This is a genomic window from Pantoea sp. E2023-21, from assembly GCF_051302795.1.
GTDB classification, from domain to species: Bacteria; Pseudomonadota; Gammaproteobacteria; order Enterobacterales; family Enterobacteriaceae; genus Pantoea; species Pantoea ludwigii_A.
Map to the genome: position 1 here is coordinate 1153846 of NZ_CP195344.1, position 18353 is coordinate 1172198.

An 18353-nucleotide genomic window follows, 5' to 3' on the forward strand; every position below is an offset into this window, starting at 1 on the left:
GAGGTGAATCATGCCGTTAACGCTATCACTGAACACCAACCCGCTAGTGAACCGCTTTGCCGATCCGCACGATTTGATTACCACCGTGGCGCAGCAAATCCGTATTCGTGATCTGCAGCTAACACACGAATTCATTAATCCCGGCTGGCCCGCGGCGACCATCACGCGCATGACGCGCCGGATGCAGCAGGCGCTGCGTTCAACCGGCGTGCGTGTGACGTCCGGCATGACCGGGCCTTATGGCCGTCTCAACCATTTTGGCCATCCTGACGTTGAAGTGCGCCGTTATTACGTTGACTGGTTTAAAACCTTCGCGGATATCACGGCGGAACTGGGCGGTGACGCGGTGGGATCGCAGTTTGCCATCTTCACTCAGCAGGATTTCAACGATGTTGCGCGCCGTGAGACGCTGATCGATATCGCAATGGATTGCTGGGCCGACGTTGCCGAACATGCCAAAGCCGCCGGATTGAAATACCTGTTTTGGGAACCGATGAGCGTGGGCCGCGAGTTTGGTGAAACTATTCCGGCGTGCTTAGCGCTGCAGCAGCGTTTGAGCGCAGCCTCGTTGGCGCTGCCGATGTGGATGATGGCGGATATCGATCACGGTGATGTCACGTCCGCTGACCCGCGCGATTACGATCCCTACGCGTGGGCGGAAGCGGTGCCGCGTTACTCGCCGATTATTCATATTAAACAGAGCATGCTGGACAAAGGCGGACACAGACCGTTTACCTTGCAGTACAATACCGGCGGCCGCATTCAGCCGCAGCCGCTGTTAGATGCACTGGCGCGCGGCGGTGCGCAGGATAATGAAATCTGCCTTGAACTGAGTTTTAAAGAACGCGAGCCAACCGACAGCAAGGTGGTGGCCGAGATCGCCGAGAGCGTCGCCTTCTGGGCCGGACATATTGATACCGGCGTGCAGGATCTGCATTTGTCTAATTAACAGGATGTACAAACAATGAAACCGGCACCAACCTCGACTGAACGCGACGAATCTCTGGCGCTGCGCGCCGCCTGGCTGCACTACGTCGGCGGTTTAACGCAGGCGGAAGTGGCGAAACGACTCGGGCTGCCGTCGGTGAAAACGCACCGTATGATTGCGCGCATGGTGGCAGAAGGCGCGGTGAAAGTGTCGATTGATGGCGATATCGTCGCCTGCGTCGCGTTAGAAGATCGGCTGCGTGCGAAATTCGCCCTGAACTTTTGTCATGTCGCGCCCGATCTCGGTGAAGAAGGTTTACCGGTGCGCGCATTGGGCATGGCGGGCGCGGATTACCTGCGTAACCTGCTCAGCGCGTCGCCCTCTACCACGCTGGGTCTGGGACATGGCCGCACCCTTTCCGCCGCCATCCACCAATTGCCGCGTATCGATGCACCACATATGCGCTTTGTCTCACTGCTCGGCTGTTTAACGCGCAACTACGCGCTCAATCCCCACGATGTAATGCATCGCATTGCTGAGAAAACCGGTGCGCAGGCTTACATGATGCCGGTACCTTTTTTTGCGAATACTCAGGAAGACCGCGACGTGCTACTGGCGCAGCGCGGCGTGAGCGAAGTGTTTGCCATGGCGGCGCAGAGTGAAGTCAAACTGGTGGGAATTGGTACCGTGGAGCCCGCCGCTCAGTTGGTTGAAGCGGGCATGATTGATGAAGCGGAGATCAATGATATCTCCTCATCCGGCGCGGTCGGCGAACTGCTGGGTCACTTCTTCGATGCCAACGGACAGATGATCCGCACCAACCTGACGGCACGCACTTTGTCGGTGGATCTCGATCTTTCGCATCGCGCTGAGATTGTCGCCCTGGCGGGCGGCAGCAGTAAAATCGATGCCATTCGCGCGGTGCTGGCGAGCGGGCTGGTAACGGGGTTGATTACCGATGAAGTGACGGCACTAGCGCTGGTGGGGTAATGGTCAGCTGATTAATGGGTCACCATAAATGGCGTCATGCCGAACAGTTGAGCCATGAGCCACTTTCGTTCGCCACAGGCTGGGGCAGTTTCAGCTATGCCGTGCGGCGACCGAGCAGAGAGCGCCTGGCCGCGCCCTCTGCACTCCGGGCCCTGCGCCAGCCCAACCCGCCGCTACGCGGTGCCTTCACTCCCTCACGATTCCTGACGGACCGGCGGCGATTCGCTCCTGCTTAGCGCCGCCTCTCGCCGCATCCCTGCGGCTCGGCCTGGAATCCCTCACTCGCTCAGCGGGCTGGGATGTCGCCTCAACCCCCACGCTGTAGCAATGATGCACATTATTTAGCCATCATCGCTGTAACGCCTGTAGAGGCACCATTCATGGCGACCTGGTGCGCATAAACCTTCAGCCAGCAAAATTCCAGACCAGATATTGCATTCACAGGCATTGGCGACGCTACTTTTCCTTACGACACTACACTCACTTCCACGCCCTTCTCCTGCAGCGCCTTTTGATAAACAAGCGCCAGCTCGGCATCGGTGATCACCTGTTTAAATGGCTGCGTGGGGGCCAGCGCAAACGGATGAATCTGGCCAAACTTAGAAGAATCCGTTAATGCGATAGTGTGCGTGGGTTTTTCCATGATGGCATTCACCACGTCACAGCGCAGCATATCGCGGCCGGTAAAGCCGGTGATCGCATCCCAGCCATCAATCCCGATAAACGCCTTGTGGAAATTCAGATGCTGAATACATAAACGCGTCAGCGGCCCCACTACCGACTCGCTGCTTTTCTGAAACAGACCGCCAAGGATGATGACATCGCCGCCCTTTTCGCGCATCAAGCCCGCAATGTAATGGCTCACGGTAATGATGGTGATATCGTTGCGTTCACTCAGTTCACGCGCCAGTAAGGCGTTGGTGCTGCCGCCCTCGATAAATACCGTTTCACCGCTGTTCACCAACGATGCCGCGTACTCGGCCAGACGCTTTTTCACCGCGAAGCGGGTTTGCATTCGCGCACCCACGTCATCACTTTCTGGCGCCACGGCAGAGCCGTGCACGCGGCGCAGAAAGCCACCTTTCTCCAGGTGATTGAGATCCTGGCGAACCGTCACTTCCGAGACGCCAGTGATGTGCGCCAGCTCATTGACGCTGACGCTGCCGCGCTCGCTAACCAAGTGGATAATCTGCTGATGACGTGCGTTCATAACACCCGCTGTTGTGAAATTTTTGCCAAGCTTACCAGAAATTTAACCCAAGCCCAGACTGCGGCGACCATTGGCATTTAACGCGTCGAGGGTGAAACGATCGCGCCATTGCGTTTCGTAATCCTCCTGCGGGAAATCGCCTGGCGACGCACCCGTGGACAGCGCCTGCGCCACTTTTGTCGCGTATGCCGCATTTTTCTCGCACAGCGGCGCGGCGGGAATGTACATCACGTTGCCCCAGCCTTGCTGATCCTCTACCGGCGCGACCGAGTGGATCACATCGCAGTGCCACCAGACCGAATCCCCCGCTTGCAACGCGGGAATAGAACACAATCCTGCAATCAGTTCCGGATGCCATTGCGCGGAAACGGGCAGCACTTTACCCGGCGCAACGCCGCACAGCTCATCTTCCGGTACATCTTTCAACAACGGACGCAGCAGCATATAGGCCATCGCTTCTGGCACCGGCACCACATGCAGTAAGCCCTGACCAATCTGCATATCCGACAGCGCGGTCCAGCCCTGGAAAGTGCGGAATGCCGAGCACTTGGTGGTGGTGCCCGATTGATACTCATTCACTTCGGTGCGATGCGCCGCATCCCAGGGATCGTATTGATCAAACTGGTTGGTGAAGATTTTACTGAACACCTGCTGATACGCCGGCAATAACCAGCGCTCCAGCGCGCCCGAATCGGTGTGCGCGCCGAGGCCTTTTGAGGTGGTGCCCGGTAAACGGCGGCGAATACGATCGGGATAAATGATGCTGACATCAGGATCGAACCAGCGCGTGCCACGTGATTCAAACTTCCACAGGCGATTGAGGAAAGATTGCGTTTGGGCCATGGCATCGCTTTGGCGCGCTGACATCTGCGCATCGCTCCAGTAAATCGGATAGATTTCCGGACGTGATGCGTCGAGGTTGCCGAAGAAGTTATCGCCCGGCCCTTTGTAGACGTTGTCGAAATCATTGTCATCAAGATACTTGAGCATCGACGCGTCCCAGGCCAGCGCCTGATCGCGCGGGAAAGTCTGCTTAACCACCACACATCCGCGTCGACGAATATGATCCTTCACCTCATCACTGATGCGTCCTGCGGCGATATCATCCTGGCTTATTTGTGGCCACGCGCTGCCGTTTCGCGCCTCTTCCGCGCGAGCAGCGGCGATTTCACTCACGATTTTGCTTTTGACTTGTTTAAACAGACCTTCGACATCGCCGATCTGCTCTCTCAGCGCTCTTTTCATCTGACGAACGTTGTGTTTGAAATCATCGGGTTGTTGCAATGAAGTGAAAGTGTGATTCATGAGATGCTCCGATTTGTTAACCTGAATGTTTCATTCGAAACTTAATTCCTATTCATTCATAACAAAAGCGGAGCATTTAACAATCATTAAACACTTAAACAATGACGCTGCTCACATTTAAACGCGCTGTTGAGTTTCAAATGAAAGTGGGAGCGCTTGCATAATGGCATCCACACACTGCTGGGCCGACAGGATTGCGCTATCAAGCTGCAGGCGATCGCGTTCCCATGGCTGGTACTCTCGCTGCTCAACCGCCTGCCAGTCCGGCAGCTTCAAGTCTTTAATATCGGAAACGCGATTTTCGACGCGAAAGCGATGTTTGTTGCGATCGGAACAGATCACTTCGACTTCCAGCAGCGGCGAGCCGCTTAACAAGGCGATATCGCGATAAGCATTACGGATCAGTTGCAAGTCGTTTACCGAGTCGGTAATGACGGTGGAACCGAGTAGCAAATTCTCGCGCGCCAATCCGTAGAGGACGAAATACCCTTCCGGGCCGATAGCATTCTTGCTCTCTTCTCCCGATCGCAGCGCCTGTTCGATGGTATCCACGCGTAAATAAACCGCACCAAGCTGCTGCGCCAATAGCCGTGCAATGGTGCTTTTGCCGGTGCCGGGTAATCCGCTAAAAGTGATGAGCATGAATTCATTCCTGTTTTGCAAAAGACATTTCCGATGTGCTGAGTTGCTTGAGCACAGCAACGTTTGAACCTCGGTTTTATAGACCAATAACACCCTTTAAGTGAACACAATCACAACCACAGATGGTTTGCATAACAATTAGTTCATCTTCCGTCCTCTAATACTGCTCCAGCGACTACGATCTCATGCAGGCGTACTGGAACTGGAGCATCTCATGGATAACATTAAAACCCGCGAACACCGGCTGAACGCCCTGCGCCTGCGGTCGTCTACGCCGGTGTTGATTGTCGGCGGCGGCATCAACGGCATCAGTACTTTTCGTGAGCTGGCGTTGCAGGGGATTCCGGCGATTTTGGTGGAAAAAGGTGACTGGTGCCAAGCCGCCAGCGGCGCGCTATCGCGCATGAACCACGGCGGTTTGCGTTATCTTGAAACCGGCGAATTTACGCTGGTCAAAGAGTCGGTTACCGAGCGTGACCGCCTGCTGAAAAATGCCTCGCACTATGTGTTCTAATGCCGAACAGTTAAGCAATGAGCCACTTTCGTTCGCCACAGGCTGGGGCAGTTTCAGTACTGCCGTGCGGCGACCGAGCAGAGAGCGCCTGGCCGCGCCCTCTGCACTCCGGGCCCTGCGCCAGCCCAGCCCGCCGCTTCGCGGTGCCTTCACTCATTCACGATTCCTGACGGACCGGCGGCGATTCGCTCCTGCTCAGCGCCGCCTCTCGCCGCATCCCTGCGGCTCGTCCTGGAATCCTTCACTCGTTCAGCGGGCTCGGATGTCGCCTCAACACCCACGCTGCAACATCAATGCGTATTTCTGAATCATCATCGCTGTAACGGCTGTAGGGTCGCCATTCATGGCGACCAGGTTCGCATAAACCTTCAGCCAGCGAAATTCCAGACCAGATATTGCATTCACAGGCGGCGGTGTTGGGCACCATCCGCAGCGCCGAGCGCAGAGTGACGGCCCGGATGAGCCGACACGACATCGGCGAAAGCGCGGCATGAGCCAGGGATGGCATCACGCCGCTTACAGCGATCTCGAGTTGCGCTACCTGATTGAGCATGAACAGGTGTGTCAGTTGGAGGATTTGCTGGTGCGCCGTACCGCGCTGGCGATTTGTGGTGAACTTAGCGCGCCGCTGGTGCAGGAGATCGCCCAGATAATGGCAATGACACTCGGGTGGAGCGACAGCGAATGCGCGCAGCAACTGCAACGCGGCTGCGCCAATCTGGCGCGGTTGCACGGACTCACCGGTCTTAATCCCACGGTTTTTCAGGAAGAACCGCATCATGCGAGTCACCCATAACGCTACAGGGATCATCAGCGAGCTGTGCGAAGAAGTGAGTTGATTTTACTGGCTTAATTGCCCTCTCGCTGCTAATCATGGAAGTCTTACCTCTTTAAGGATATCCGCATGCAGATCAATCAGCTTCCTTTCGGCATCACCACCTGGAACGACGTCGAGCCTGAAACCCATCCCGGCGATAAAGGCTTTGCACTGTGGCGCACTCAGCACTTTGGTGATATTCGGGTGAGGATGGTGGAGTATTCACCGGGCTATCTGGCGGATCATTGGTGCAGCAAAGGCCATATTCTGCTGTGTCTCGAAGGGGAAATGGTGACCGAACTGGATGATGGTCGTTCCTTCACGCTCACGCCGGGTGTCAGTTATCAGGTTGCGGACAATGCAGAAGCGCACCGATCTTCAACCGTGAACGGGGCAACATTATTTATTGTTGACTAGCAGCCGGTGAGTTTTCCGGGCGTACAAAAAATGACAACCTCTGCGCGGTAATGTACACTTGAGCTATCAAAATGTTCAAATGAACATTAATCAGGAGGTTGTTATGACAACTGCATCGCCATTCAATCACGGCAATGCTGCGCGCGTCTTCGATCCCACGCTGATCCAACACGTCCATCGCTCTTTTATGGATCAAATGGGGTTGCCGCGTAATCCGCTGAAAGCACACCAACTGATCACCGAAGGATTGGACGTCGGCATCGTTGAGCGCGCGGCAACGGTACTGAAAGCGACGCCGCTGGATGTTGCCCAAATGGTCTCGATCGATCGCAATACGTATCGCCGCCGTGAGAAAGCCGGGTCGCAGCTCTCCGTGGAGCAAGGCGCACGGGTGTATCAGGTGTTCGAAATTCTGGATGCCGTGCTGCAATTATTTGCCGGTGACGTTGACGCTGCTATGCACTGGATGTATCAACCTGCGTTGGCACTGGATGATGCATTGCCCATGGAGATGCTGAGCACGCCTGCGGGCTGCGATGCGGTGTTAACGCTGATTGGCCGCCTGGAACACGGAGTAATTGTGTAATGACGCCACGGAAGGAACCGGATGCGCCCTACCGACTGTTTTATCGTTTAGTGAAAGAAGAGTACGCCAGCGATGCGTTCAGCGGCGCTGGCGCTGAAAAATGGGGTGGACGCTGGAATCCGCCGGGCATTAAGACCGTGTATCTCAGCAGCTCGAAGGCGCTCGCCACGCTAGAACTGGTGGTGCACGCCGGTAAAGCCATGCTGGAGAAGAGCCGCTTTGTGATTTTTACCCTGCCGATTCCTGAGCGTGAAATCATGGCGCTGGACAGCAGTAAGTTGCCGGTCAATTGGGAAACGTATCAGCAGCAGGAAGAGACGCAGGCGATTGGTGCCGCGTTCCTCAATCTGCAAGGTGGCTTTCCTTTGCTGTTGACGGTACCGAGCATTCTCACCGGCGAAGACAACGCCATCCTTAATCCCGGGCATCCCGCTGCCACTGCCCTTTTTGCACAAGCCACCTCTGCGCCCTTCGCACTCGACCGCCGCATTAAAGAGGACAACAGTCTTCGCTGACCGGGACGCATGCGTCGCGGCATCACCTTTAACGACACTGGTTGGTACATTTTTGCACGCAAATTTGTGCTAGCGAGCCACAGCCGCCGTTATTATCATTTTTACACTGTGATTGCTGCACATAGCAGTTTTGCTGACACGACGACACATCGCACTTCGCAGCTACCGGGGTGAATTGCACCAGCGGCGCTTTTCGCTCGGGCTGCCATTCCGGCTGTGCCAGCACGCTGGCGCTGAACAGCAAGGCAAAAACCATTATCCATTTCATGAATGATTCCTCGCAGAAAGGGTGTAAAGAGTATGGCTGTTGCGTAGCCAATTACCATGTTGAAACATTCGATTCACACGCGCGCACAAATTGCCCTGCTGCAGTGCAGTGCGCTGCGCCATGTTAGTGCAGCGCAACAGCCTGTGATACTGACATGATTTATTATTATCAATGAGTTAGATGCATTCTGGCCAGTCACACAACCTGGTACAAAAGTTGCAATCTCCAATGCATAGCAAAGGAGACGGATATGAAAGCGATTGTGATTGGCGCGGGCATTGGCGGTATGAGTGCTGCGATTGCGCTGGAGAAAGCGGGTTTTGATACGGCGGTGTTTGAAGCAGTGAAAGAGATGAAGCCGGTGGGTGCCGCAATCTCCATCTGGCCCAACGGCGTGAAATGTCTCAATGCATTAGGCATGAAAGAGCCCTTGCGCGCGCTGGGCGGCAACATGGCATTTATGGCCTACAACGATGCGCATAGCGGCAGCACGCTCACCCGCTTTAGCATGAAACCGCTGGTGCAACAGGTGGGTGAATACCCCTATCCTGTGGCGCGCGCCGAATTGCAGGCGATGCTGATCGATACCTACGGACGTTCGCGCATCAGCTTTGGCAAACGCGTTACGCAGGTAGAGCAAACCGAGCATGGCGTCACCGCCTGGTTTGATGATGGTAGCCAGGCCGAGGGTGATTTCCTGGTTGCTGCCGATGGTACGCACTCAGTGATTCGCCACTATGTGCTCGGTGAGACCGTAGAGCGTCGTTACGCCGGTTACGTAAACTGGAACGGATTGGTGACGATTGATGAAGCGATTGCGCCCGCCGATCAGTGGACCACCTTTGTCGGCGAAGGCAAACGCGTGTCGCTGATGCCGGTCAGCGATAATCGCTTCTACTTCTTCTTCGATGTGCCGCTTCCAAAAGGCTTGCCGGAAGATCGCGCGACGCTGAAAAGCGATCTCAAGGGCTACTTCAGCGGCTGGGCCGCCCCGGTGCAGCGCCTGATTGAACGCCTCAATCCCGAAACCACTAACCGCGTGGAAATCCACGATATCGAACCGTTTAGCCGTTTTGTTAAAGGTCGCGTTGCGTTACTCGGCGATGCGGCGCACAGCACCACGCCGGATATTGGGCAAGGCGGTTGTGCGGCGATGGAAGATGCGATTGTGCTGGCGCAGACGCTGGCGTCGCATTCGCTGGGGATTGAGGATGCGCTACTGCGCTATGAAACACGTCGCGTCGATCGCACCAAAGATTTGGTGCTAAAAGCGCGCAAACGCTGCGATGTCACCCACGCGAAAGACGCGGCGGTGACGGCGGCGTGGTATGCGGACTTGAAAAACGAAACCGGCGAGCGCGTGCTGGCCGGTATGTGCGATACGATTGAAGGCGGGCCGCTCGGGTGAACCGGGTCGCCATGAATGGCGTAGTGCCGATCAGTTAAGCTAAGCGCCGAGCGACTTTCGTTCGCTATCGGCTGGGGCAGTTTCAGCTATGCCGTGCGGCGACCGAGCAGAGGGCGACAGGCCGCGCCCTCTGCACTCCGCGGCCCTGCGCCAGCCCAGCCCGCCGCTACGCGGTTCCTTCACTCGCTCACGATTCCTGACGGACCGGCGGCGATTCGCTCCTGCTCAGCGCCGCCTCTCGCCGCATCCCTGCGACTCGTCCTGGAATCCTTCACTCGTTCAGCGGGCTCGGATGTCGCCTCAACACCCACGCTGCAGCATCAATGCGTATTTCTGAATCACCATCGCTGTAACGCCTGTAGGGTCGCCATTCATGGCGACCAGGTAACCCCCCGCAGAGCCAATGCGCTGCTTAACTGACGAGCATTACGCTATGAATGGCGCCCCTATAAAGAATCGTTACGCTTCCTCCAGACCACGGTTTTTCAGCATTGGGCCGATTTCCGGCTCTTTGCCGCGCCACGCCAGCCACAGGTGCTGCAAATCGGTGCTGTTGCCGCGTGACAGAATATGTTCACGGAACTGCTGGCCGTTTTCACGCGTCAATCCACCGCGCTCGACAAAGGCCTGATAGCCATCGTCAGCCAACATTTGCGTCCAGATATAGGCGTAATAACCGGCTGCATAGCCGCCGCCCCAGATATGGCGGAAATAGCTTGAACGATAGCGTGGTGGAACCGCCGCCAGCGCAATGTTTTCGGCGGCCAGCGCCTGCAACTCGAAGTGGCTGACGTCCTGCGGATTGTCCTGTGTGGTTAACGAATGCCATTGCAGATCCAGCAGCGCCGCCGCCAGAAGCTCGGTCATGTCGTAGCCTTTATTGAACTTCGAGGCGCGCACCATCTTGTCACGCAACTCGGCAGGCATCGCCTCACCGGTTTTATAGTGACGCGCATAGTTGGCAAACACCGCCTCGTTGCTGGCCCAATGCTCATTAATCTGCGACGGGAATTCGACAAAGTCGCGCGGCGTGGCGGTACCCGACAAGCTCGGATAGCGCTGGGTGGCGAACAAGCCGTGCAGCGCATGACCGAACTCATGAAACAGGGTGATCACTTCATCCCAGCTCAGCAGCGCGGGCTGGCCAGCCTGCGGCTTGGGGTAGTTGCAGACGTTGTAAATCACCGGTTTGGTGCCAAGCAGCGTGGTTTGGTCGACAAAATTGCTCATCCACGCGCCGCCGCTTTTGTTATCACGCTTAAAGAAATCGGTGTAGAACAGCGCCAGCGGCGTGTCATCAGCATCGAAAATTTCGTAAACGTTGACGTCCGGATGATAAACCGGCAGATCGTGGCGCGGGCTAAAGCGAATACCAAACAGCTGGCTGGCCGACCAGAATACGCCTTTCTCCAGCACGTTGTTCAGCTCAAAGTACGGGCGGATTTGGCTCTCATCCAGCGCGTATTGCGCCTTACGCACCTGTTCGGCATAGAAATTCCAGTCCCAGACGCGCAGTGGGAAACTATGATGTGCGGCTTCAATCGCTTGCTGAATATCGGCGGCTTCGCGTTCCGCGCGTGCCCGCGCGGCAGGCACGATATTGCGCATGAAGGCAAAGGCGGCCTCCGGCGTTTTCGCCATCTGATCCTGCATACTCCACTCGGCATAGGTTTTGAAGCCGAGCAAACTCGCCTGCTGCGCGCGCAGTTGCGCCATGCGTAATACGATGTCGCGCGTGTCGTGATCATCGCCCTGCTCGCTGCGCGTCAACGCCCGCTGGAACAGCGCTTCACGCGTGGCGCGCACTTCCAGCGATTGCAGCGCCGGTTGCTGCGTGGTGTTTTGCAGCGCAATCAGCCATTCGCCGTGTAAACCGCGCGCTTCGGCTGCCGCTTTGGCATGCGCTAACTCCTCCTCACTTAATCCGGCCAGCGCCGCAACATCGCTCACCGCATAAGCACCGGCTTTGGTGGCGGCCAGCAACTTATTGCCGAATCGGGTGCTGAGGCTCGCCAGCTCCTGATTGCAGGCGCGTAGCTGGGTTTTATCCGCTTCGCTCAGGCTGGCGCCTGCCAGCTGGAAATGCTGCCAGGTCACTTCCGCCAGACGCATCGCTTCGGCATCTGGGCACTGTGAGCCGCGATGCTGGTAAACCGTATCGAGGCGAGCGAACAGCTGGCTGTTAAGGCAGATTTCATCGTTTAACGCGGTGAGCTGCGGCGTAATCAGTTCATCGATTTCCTGCAGACGGTCGCTGGTGTTGGCGGAGGTCATCGCGCCAAAAACCAGATTAACGCGTTGCAACAGCTGGCCGCTGCGCTCCAGCGCTTCGTAGGTATTGGCAAAGGTTGGCGCGTCAGGATTGCTGGCGATCGCCGCCACTTCACGACGTTTCTCTTCAATACCCGCTTGCAGCGCTAGCAGAAAATCCTCTTCCTGAATCTGGTCAAACGGCGGGGTTTGATACGGCAAGGTGCTGGCGGTAAAAAAAGGATTGGCTCGTGAATTCATTATCGCTCCTGATAATCAGCAACGCCGCACGGCGGCGGCGGGATGTTTCTATCCTGGCAGTTTCCTCGTCACTCAACAACTTATGGCCTGCTGCTGATAAACGCTGATGATTTCCCCCGCTACCGCCACGGCAATTTCCGCCGGCAACTTGCCCTTCACATCCGCTAATCCAATCGGACAGCGCAGACGTGCGAGGGAATCTGCTGCAATACCTTTGCCTTCTAAGCGATAACGAAAACGCTGGGCTTTAGTGGCGGAGCCGATAACACCGGCATAGCGAAAATCCCCCCGTCGCAAGATTGCTTCACTGAGCGCCAGATCGAGCGGATGATCGTGGGTCATCACCACAAAGTAGCTGTCGGGCGCGGCTTCCTGCACGCAGTCGATGGGATCCTCGACCTGACGCACCGTCACGCCGGGCGGCACCGCACGAAACTGCGCGGCGCGGCTATCAATCCACGTAATGTGGCACGGCAAGGTCGCGAGCACATTCACTAACGCCTGACCAACGTGGCCTGCGCCATACACCTGAATTTCAGGCTGCTGCTGCATCAGCGGCTCAAACAACAACGTGGCGTGACCGCCGCAGCATTGGCCAAGACGCGCAGCCAGCGCAAACTCTTCACTACGCGGCTGTGTGCAGCGCTGCTGTAGCATCTCACGCGCCTGCGCGATGCATTGATATTCGAGGTGGCCGCCACCAATAGTCAGAAAGGTGTCGTTGGCGCTGACCACCATCTTGCTGCCGCGATCGCGTGGCACTGAGCCTCGCTCGCTGAGCACGGTGATTAACACACAGCTTTCGCGCTGTTCGCGCAGGCGGTGTAACACGCTGATCCAGTCATGATAAATCATGGTCCGCTCCTGATAAGCGCTGAATCCCCCAGAACACCCGCTCCGGCGTGGCTGGTGCATCGAGTTGCGGATGGCGACGATAGTTATCGACGCTGGCAACTGCATCTTGCAACGCGCACCACACGGCGATGCCTAACATGAAGGGCGGTTCGCCCACCGCTTTGGAGTGGAACACCGTGTCCTGCGGATTTTTGCGGTTCTCTACCAGCTTGACGCGTAAATCACGGGGTACATCGCTGATCGCCGGAATTTTGTAGCTGGCTGGGCCATCGGTGAGCAATTTGCCCTTGTCGTTCCACACCAACTCTTCACAGGTCAGCCAGCCCATGCCCTGCACAAAACCGCCCTCAACCTGGCCGATATCGATGGCCGGATTCAGCGACGCGCCGACGTCATGCAAAATATCGGCGCGCAGCAAACGGTATTCGCCGGTCAACGTATCCACCAAAACTTCACAGCAGGCCGCGCCGTAGGAGAAGTAATAGAAAGGCTTACCGCGTCCGGCGACGCGATCGTAATGAATGCCGGGTACTTTGTAGAAGCCGGTAGCGGAAAGCGGTACCTGATTAAGCCATGCTTGCTGCGCCACCTCAGCGAACGTGAAATGTTTGTCGCCAACGCGCACAATGCCGTTGCTGAAGTTCACCGCTTCTGCAGAGCATTGATGTTGCTGACACAGCATCCCGGTCATGCGATCGCGCAGGATTTGCGCGGCATTTTGCGCCGCTTTTCCGTTGAGATCGGCACCGCTGGAAGCCGCCGTGGGTGACGTGTTCGGCACTTTCCCGGTATCGGTGGCGGTGACCTGAATCTGGCTAATATCAATCTGCAGCACTTCCGCCACAATCTGCGCCACTTTGGTGTTTAAGCCCTGGCCCATTTCGGTGCCGCCGTGGTTGAGTTGCACCGTGCCATCGGTATAAATCAAAATCAGCGCGCCTGCCTGATTGAGGAAACTGGAGGTAAAGGAGATGCCAAATTTCACTGGCGTCAGCGCCAATCCGCGCTTCATAAAACGATTACTGGCGTTAAAGGTGCTGATTTCGCGGCGGCGTGCCGCATATTCACTGCTGGTTTCTAACTGTTCGGTCATCTCATCCAGCAGATTGTCTTCCACCTGCTGATGGTAATGGGTGATGTTGCGTTCGGTTTTACCGTAATAATTGCGCTTACGCAGTTCAAGCGGATCCAGACCCACTTCACGTGCGACGTGATCCATGATCTGCTCTATCGCCACCATGCCTTGCGGGCCGCCAAAGCCACGATAAGCGGTGTTTGAGGCGGTATGCGTGCGGCAGCGATAGCCGGTAATCAGCGCATCGCCGAGGTAATAGGCGTTATCGGCATGGAACATCGCGCGATCGACAATCGATCCACTAAGATCAAGTGAATAGCCGCAGTTGCCGGCCAAATCGATTTTCACCCCGCAGAAGCGACCATCGTCATCGACGCCGACATCGTAACGCACAAAAAACGGATGACGTTTGCCGGTGATCTGCATGTCATCGCGGCGCGCCAGGCGCATTTTCACCGGTTTGCGCAGCTGGCGCGCGGCAATCGCACATAAACAAGCCACACCCGCCGCCTGCGTCTCTTTGCCGCCAAAGCCGCCACCCATGCGTCGCATATCAATGGTGACTTTATTCATGGTGATGCCCATGACTTCCGCCACCAGCTTTTGCACTTCCGTAGGGTTTTGCGTGGAAGAGAAAACCTGCAAGCTGTCATCTTCACCAGGGATCACCAGCGCTGTTTGGGTTTCCAGATAGAAATGTTCCTGCCCACCAATGTGAAACTCGCCCTGAATGCGGCGCGATGCGCGCGCTAGCGCGGCTTCAGCATCACCGCGTTGATGGATGTGCGGCTGCTGTACAAAGAAGCGTTGTTCCAGCGCGTCACGCACGTCGAGCACTGCCGGAAGCGCTTCATATTCAATAATTGCCGCTGCTGCGCCAGCACGCGCCGCATCAGGCGAATCAGCCGCAACGGCGATCACGATCTGACCTAAATACTCGATGTACTCCTGCGCCAGCAGTGGATCGCCTGGCTCCAGCGGACCAACATCGTTGAGGCCCGGCACATCGCGCCAGGTCAGCACGCTGACCACGCCCGGCACCGCGTAACACGGCTGAACATCCAGTTTGGTGATGCGTGCGTGCGCGTGCTCGCTGAGGCGCGGACAGAGATGCAGCAATCCTGGCAGATCGGGCTTGTCGTCGATATACAGCGCTTCACCGGAGACATGTTTATCGGCACTTTCGTGCTTGTTGCTGCGGCCCACGCCCGTTTGCATAGCGGTGGCGAACTGGGTTTTCAGCAGCGTCTCGTTCAATTCCGGGCGATTATGAGACATAGCGCGACACCTCCGTAATGGTCAACTCGCCAGACGCCTGGGCGTAATAGCGTCGCAACAGATTGCGTGCTACCTGCAAACGATAATCAGCGCTGGCACGGAAGTCGCTCAGCGGCTGGAAATCAACAGCCAACGCAGCACAGGCTTTTTCGATGCTGGTGAGATTCAGTGGCTGGCCGAGCAATTCTGCTTCAGCCGCCAGCGCACGTTTCGGTGTGGCCGCCATACCGCCAAAGGCCAGGCGTGCTTCTACTATCACCTCGTTTTTGATGTGCAGATTGATAGCGGCGAACACCGCGGAAATATCGTCGTCCAGTCGTTTAGCCACTTTCCACGCGGTAAAGCTGGGTGACACTGTCACTTTAGGAATGGTGATAGTGCGAATAAATTCACCTGGCAGCAATACCGTTTGACGATACGCGATAAAGAATTGATCGAGTGGGACTTCCCGCAGTTTTCCGCCCTGCTGTAAAACCAATATGGCGTTCAATGCCAGCAACATGGGCGCACAATCGCCAATGGGTGATGCGTTACCAATGTTGCCGCCGATAGTGCCTTGGTTACGAATTTGCAGTGAGGCAAAACGCTCTAGCATGGTGCTAAATGCCGGGATGTGCTGCGCCAGGAACTGATAACAATGGTGCAACGACGCGGCGGCACCGAGAAAAAGATGCGTTTCATCTTCATGACAAGCCTTCAGCTCATCTACCTGCTCCAGCGCAATCAGCAGCGGCAGGCGCTTATATTGTTGGGTAATTTGCAGTGTCAGATCGGTGCCGCCAGCCACCAGCTGGGCTTCGGGATGTTTCAGATAGAGATTGGCGAGTTGCGCTACTGTTTTCGGCACATAGCAACGACTGCCATCGGCTTCAATGATCTGTACTTCCTCGCTGCAAAGCGCCTGTAAGCGCTGCACTAACGATTCTGCGTCAGCACTGAATACATCCGAATGAGGTTGTTCACAGACCTGCTGCGCTGCATCCATAATTGGACGATAACCGGTGCAGCGGCATAAATTGCCGGCTAATGCCTGTTCCGCCTGATGACGATTCCAGCCATCACTGTTTTTTTGCAAGGTAAATAGCGACATCACGAAACCTGGCGTGCAGTAACCACATTGCGAGCCGTGGCAATCGACCATCGCTTGCTGCACGCCATGCAGCTCGCGGCCCTGTTTAAGATCTTCTACCGTGATCAACTGCTTGCCTTGCAGGCTGCTCACCAGCGTTAAACAACTGTTGACCGCTTGATATTGCATCTTGCCATTCACCACTTTTCCGAGCGTAACGGTGCAGGCACCGCAATCGCCGGACGCACAGCCCTCTTTGGTGCCGCGGCGCTGCAACTGACCGCGCAGATAGTTGAGCACGGTGAGGTTGGGATCAAGTGCGCGTTCGGTGATTAAACGATTGTTGAGTAAGAACTGAATCATGCGATTTGCTCCTCACTTTCACGCTGCCAGACCGGCTTGCCGCTCACCCAGGTTTGCGCGATGTTGCGGTCGTCGCCCAGCGTCATCATTACAAATAGTCGCTCCCAGATGTCTTTGCTGTTGGCGTTGCGCAGCTTCTGCAGCGGCGATACTGCCGGATCGAGCACCACAAAGTCAGCCTCTTTACCGCAGTTAAAGTTGCCAATCACATCATCGAGATCCAATGCATGCGCCCCGCCTAACGTAGCGTGATAGAACGCTTCGCAGGCGCTGAGTTTGTATTGCTGTAATTGACCGACTTTGTAGGCTTCGCCCAGCGTTTGCAGCAGATTAAAGGTGGTACCCGCGCCAACGTCGGTGCCAATGCCCATGCGCACGCCCTGCTGCCAGCAGCGTTTGATGTTGAATAAGCCGCTGCCAAGGAACAGGTTTGAGGTTGGGCAGAAGGCAATCGATGAATCGGTGTCATGCAGGCATTGCCACTCTTTGTCTTCCAGATGCAGGCAGTGCGCGAAAACGCTGCGTTTGCCGGTGAGTTGGTGGTGATGATAGACATCGAGATAGCCTTCGCGCTCTGGAAATAACGCTTTTACCCACGCGATCTCCTGCTGGTTTTCACTTAAATGCGTATGCATCCACACATCAGGAAACTCCTCGCGTAGCTGTCGCACTTTATCCAGCAGTTCCGGCGAGGACGTTGGCGCAAAGCGCGGCGTGAGTGCATAGCTCAGGCGACCACGTTGATGCCAGCGTTCAATCAGTTCTCGCGTGTGCTGATAGCTCTCTTCTGGCGTTTCCGTTAGCTCTTCCGGCGCGTTGCGATCCATCATCACTTTGCCGGCAATCAGCCGCATATCCAGCTGCTGCGCCGCGCTGAACAGTGAATCGACCGATTGCTTATGCACAGTGCCAAACACCAGCGCAGTCGTCGTGCCGTTAGACAACAGCTGATGCAGGAAGAACGCCGACATCTTAGCCGCGTGATGGGGACAGTGATATTGGCTTTCCACCGGGAAGGTGTACTGATTAAGCCATTCAAGCAGCTGTTCGCCAAAGGCGCCGATCATTTCGGTTTGCGGGTAATGAATATGGGTATCGATAAAGCCGGGCACGATCAGTTTGCCACGCAGATCGGTGACGCGCGTGGGATCCACACGGCCTTCTGCAATCTGCCAGCTTTCGAGGCTGACCACTTTGCCGTCCCGCAGCGTTAATAACCCATCTTCGAGATAGCGCGCATTGGCAGCGATGTCATCCGGCTGCGCGGCCAGATCGGTGAAATCAAAGAAGCTGGCGCGCAGCAGCGTTTCGGGTGCGTAAGGCATAACGGTTCCTTGGTACTTTTTTATGTGCAGGTAATTGCCTTAAAGATAGTTTGCAAAGTGCATGCCAATGCAAAGAAGAAATAATACTGTTTAAATTCAATATAATAGGTTGATTCGGCTGATTTATGTGTCAAGCTTGCTGGCAATCGTATGCGCAACCGGTTGCCTGGATTAGCAAACGGTTGCGATGTTATAGCGAGGCAACTTTTGCCGGGCATAGTGTGTTTATCGCCCGCAGATGTGCGTCTTTGTGGTGCGCTGTTGCACTGCTAACGTG

Annotated in this window: 17 protein-coding genes; 8 read left to right on the plus strand and 9 right to left on the minus strand. The window is 56.1% G+C overall.

The annotated features are described in order from the left end of the window. Positions 1 to 10: 10 nt before the first annotated feature. Together ACRQ84_RS05495 and ACRQ84_RS05500 are read left to right on the plus strand one after the other, a co-directional pair. Positions 11 to 949: a sugar phosphate isomerase/epimerase family protein gene (locus ACRQ84_RS05495; RefSeq protein ID WP_483817405.1), complete on the plus strand. Its 939-nt coding sequence runs from the start codon at positions 11 to 13 to the stop codon at positions 947 to 949. Between the two features lie 15 nt (positions 950 to 964). Continuing rightward, the gene (locus ACRQ84_RS05500; protein WP_064738698.1) at positions 965 to 1918 is read left to right on the plus strand and encodes a sugar-binding transcriptional regulator; all 954 of its coding nucleotides are present in this window, start codon (positions 965 to 967) and stop codon (positions 1916 to 1918) included. Positions 1919 to 2384: 466 nt separating this feature from the next. Here ACRQ84_RS05500 and ACRQ84_RS05505 read toward each other — a convergent pair whose 3' ends face one another. The 3 genes from ACRQ84_RS05505 to ACRQ84_RS05515 all read right to left on the minus strand — a co-directional run bounded on the left by ACRQ84_RS05505 (position 2385) and on the right by ACRQ84_RS05515 (position 5075). Then, a complete protein-coding gene (locus ACRQ84_RS05505) occupies positions 2385 to 3128 on the minus strand; it encodes a DeoR family transcriptional regulator (protein WP_483817406.1) in 744 nt (247 codons plus the stop codon). Positions 3129 to 3170: 42 nt separating this feature from the next. Beyond that, positions 3171 to 4433 (minus strand): DUF1479 domain-containing protein, encoded by a 1263-nt coding sequence (locus tag ACRQ84_RS05510; RefSeq protein WP_483817407.1) that lies wholly within the window; start codon positions 4431 to 4433, stop codon positions 3171 to 3173. Between the two features lie 117 nt (positions 4434 to 4550). Further along, the gene (locus tag ACRQ84_RS05515) at positions 4551 to 5075 is read right to left on the minus strand and encodes a P-loop nucleotide/nucleoside kinase family protein (protein ID WP_483817408.1); all 525 of its coding nucleotides are present in this window, start codon (positions 5073 to 5075) and stop codon (positions 4551 to 4553) included. A 214-nt stretch (positions 5076 to 5289) separates the two neighbouring features. On the opposite strand from ACRQ84_RS05515, the gene ACRQ84_RS05520 reads away from it, so the two are divergent. From ACRQ84_RS05520 to ACRQ84_RS05540, 5 genes are all read left to right on the plus strand, one after another. Further along, positions 5290 to 5589, plus strand: coding sequence for an FAD-dependent oxidoreductase (locus ACRQ84_RS05520; RefSeq protein ID WP_483817409.1), 300 nt, complete (start codon positions 5290 to 5292; stop codon positions 5587 to 5589). A gap of 490 nt (positions 5590 to 6079) precedes the next feature. Continuing rightward, on the plus strand, positions 6080 to 6385 hold the full coding sequence (locus ACRQ84_RS05525; RefSeq protein ID WP_483817410.1) for a glycerol-3-phosphate dehydrogenase C-terminal domain-containing protein: 306 nt from the start codon (positions 6080 to 6082) through the stop codon (positions 6383 to 6385). Between the two features lie 108 nt (positions 6386 to 6493). After that, positions 6494 to 6823, plus strand: a complete 330-nt coding sequence (locus ACRQ84_RS05530; protein WP_483817411.1) for a DHCW motif cupin fold protein — start codon at positions 6494 to 6496, stop codon at positions 6821 to 6823. A 103-nt stretch (positions 6824 to 6926) separates the two neighbouring features. Then, complete coding sequence (locus ACRQ84_RS05535) at positions 6927 to 7409, plus strand: antitoxin Xre/MbcA/ParS toxin-binding domain-containing protein (RefSeq protein ID WP_064738704.1); 483 nt, start codon at positions 6927 to 6929, stop codon at positions 7407 to 7409. After that, a complete protein-coding gene (locus tag ACRQ84_RS05540) occupies positions 7409 to 7924 on the plus strand; it encodes an RES family NAD+ phosphorylase (protein WP_483817412.1) in 516 nt (171 codons plus the stop codon). The genes ACRQ84_RS05535 and ACRQ84_RS05540 overlap by 1 nt, the downstream gene beginning before the upstream one ends. Before the next feature lie 28 nt (positions 7925 to 7952). Here the strand turns inward: ACRQ84_RS05540 and ACRQ84_RS05545 are convergent, their stop codons facing one another. Next, positions 7953 to 8192: a hypothetical protein gene (locus ACRQ84_RS05545; RefSeq protein ID WP_483817413.1), complete on the minus strand. Its 240-nt coding sequence runs from the start codon at positions 8190 to 8192 to the stop codon at positions 7953 to 7955. A gap of 250 nt (positions 8193 to 8442) precedes the next feature. On the opposite strand from ACRQ84_RS05545, the gene hpxO reads away from it, so the two are divergent. Next, positions 8443 to 9600 carry an FAD-dependent urate hydroxylase HpxO gene (hpxO, locus tag ACRQ84_RS05550; protein ID WP_064738707.1) on the plus strand — a complete coding sequence of 386 codons (1158 nt, stop codon included), beginning with the start codon at positions 8443 to 8445 and terminating at the stop codon, positions 9598 to 9600. 459 nt (positions 9601 to 10059) lie between these two features. On the opposite strand, the gene dcp is transcribed toward hpxO, so the two are convergent. The 5 genes from dcp to guaD all read right to left on the minus strand — a co-directional run bounded on the left by dcp (position 10060) and on the right by guaD (position 18076). Further along, positions 10060 to 12111 (minus strand): peptidyl-dipeptidase Dcp, encoded by a 2052-nt coding sequence (gene dcp / locus ACRQ84_RS05555; RefSeq protein WP_483817414.1) that lies wholly within the window; start codon positions 12109 to 12111, stop codon positions 10060 to 10062. 72 nt (positions 12112 to 12183) lie between these two features. After that, positions 12184 to 12966 (minus strand): xanthine dehydrogenase accessory protein XdhC, encoded by a 783-nt coding sequence (xdhC, locus tag ACRQ84_RS05560; RefSeq protein ID WP_483817415.1) that lies wholly within the window; start codon positions 12964 to 12966, stop codon positions 12184 to 12186. Then, positions 12953 to 15319: a xanthine dehydrogenase molybdopterin binding subunit gene (xdhB, locus tag ACRQ84_RS05565; protein ID WP_483817416.1), complete on the minus strand. Its 2367-nt coding sequence runs from the start codon at positions 15317 to 15319 to the stop codon at positions 12953 to 12955. The genes xdhC and xdhB overlap by 14 nt, the downstream gene beginning before the upstream one ends. Next, positions 15309 to 16751, minus strand: a complete 1443-nt coding sequence (gene xdhA, locus ACRQ84_RS05570; protein WP_483817417.1) for a xanthine dehydrogenase small subunit — start codon at positions 16749 to 16751, stop codon at positions 15309 to 15311. The genes xdhB and xdhA overlap by 11 nt, the downstream gene beginning before the upstream one ends. After that, a complete protein-coding gene (guaD, locus tag ACRQ84_RS05575) occupies positions 16748 to 18076 on the minus strand; it encodes a guanine deaminase (protein ID WP_483817418.1) in 1329 nt (442 codons plus the stop codon). The genes xdhA and guaD overlap by 4 nt, the downstream gene beginning before the upstream one ends. Positions 18077 to 18353 lie beyond the last annotated feature (277 nt).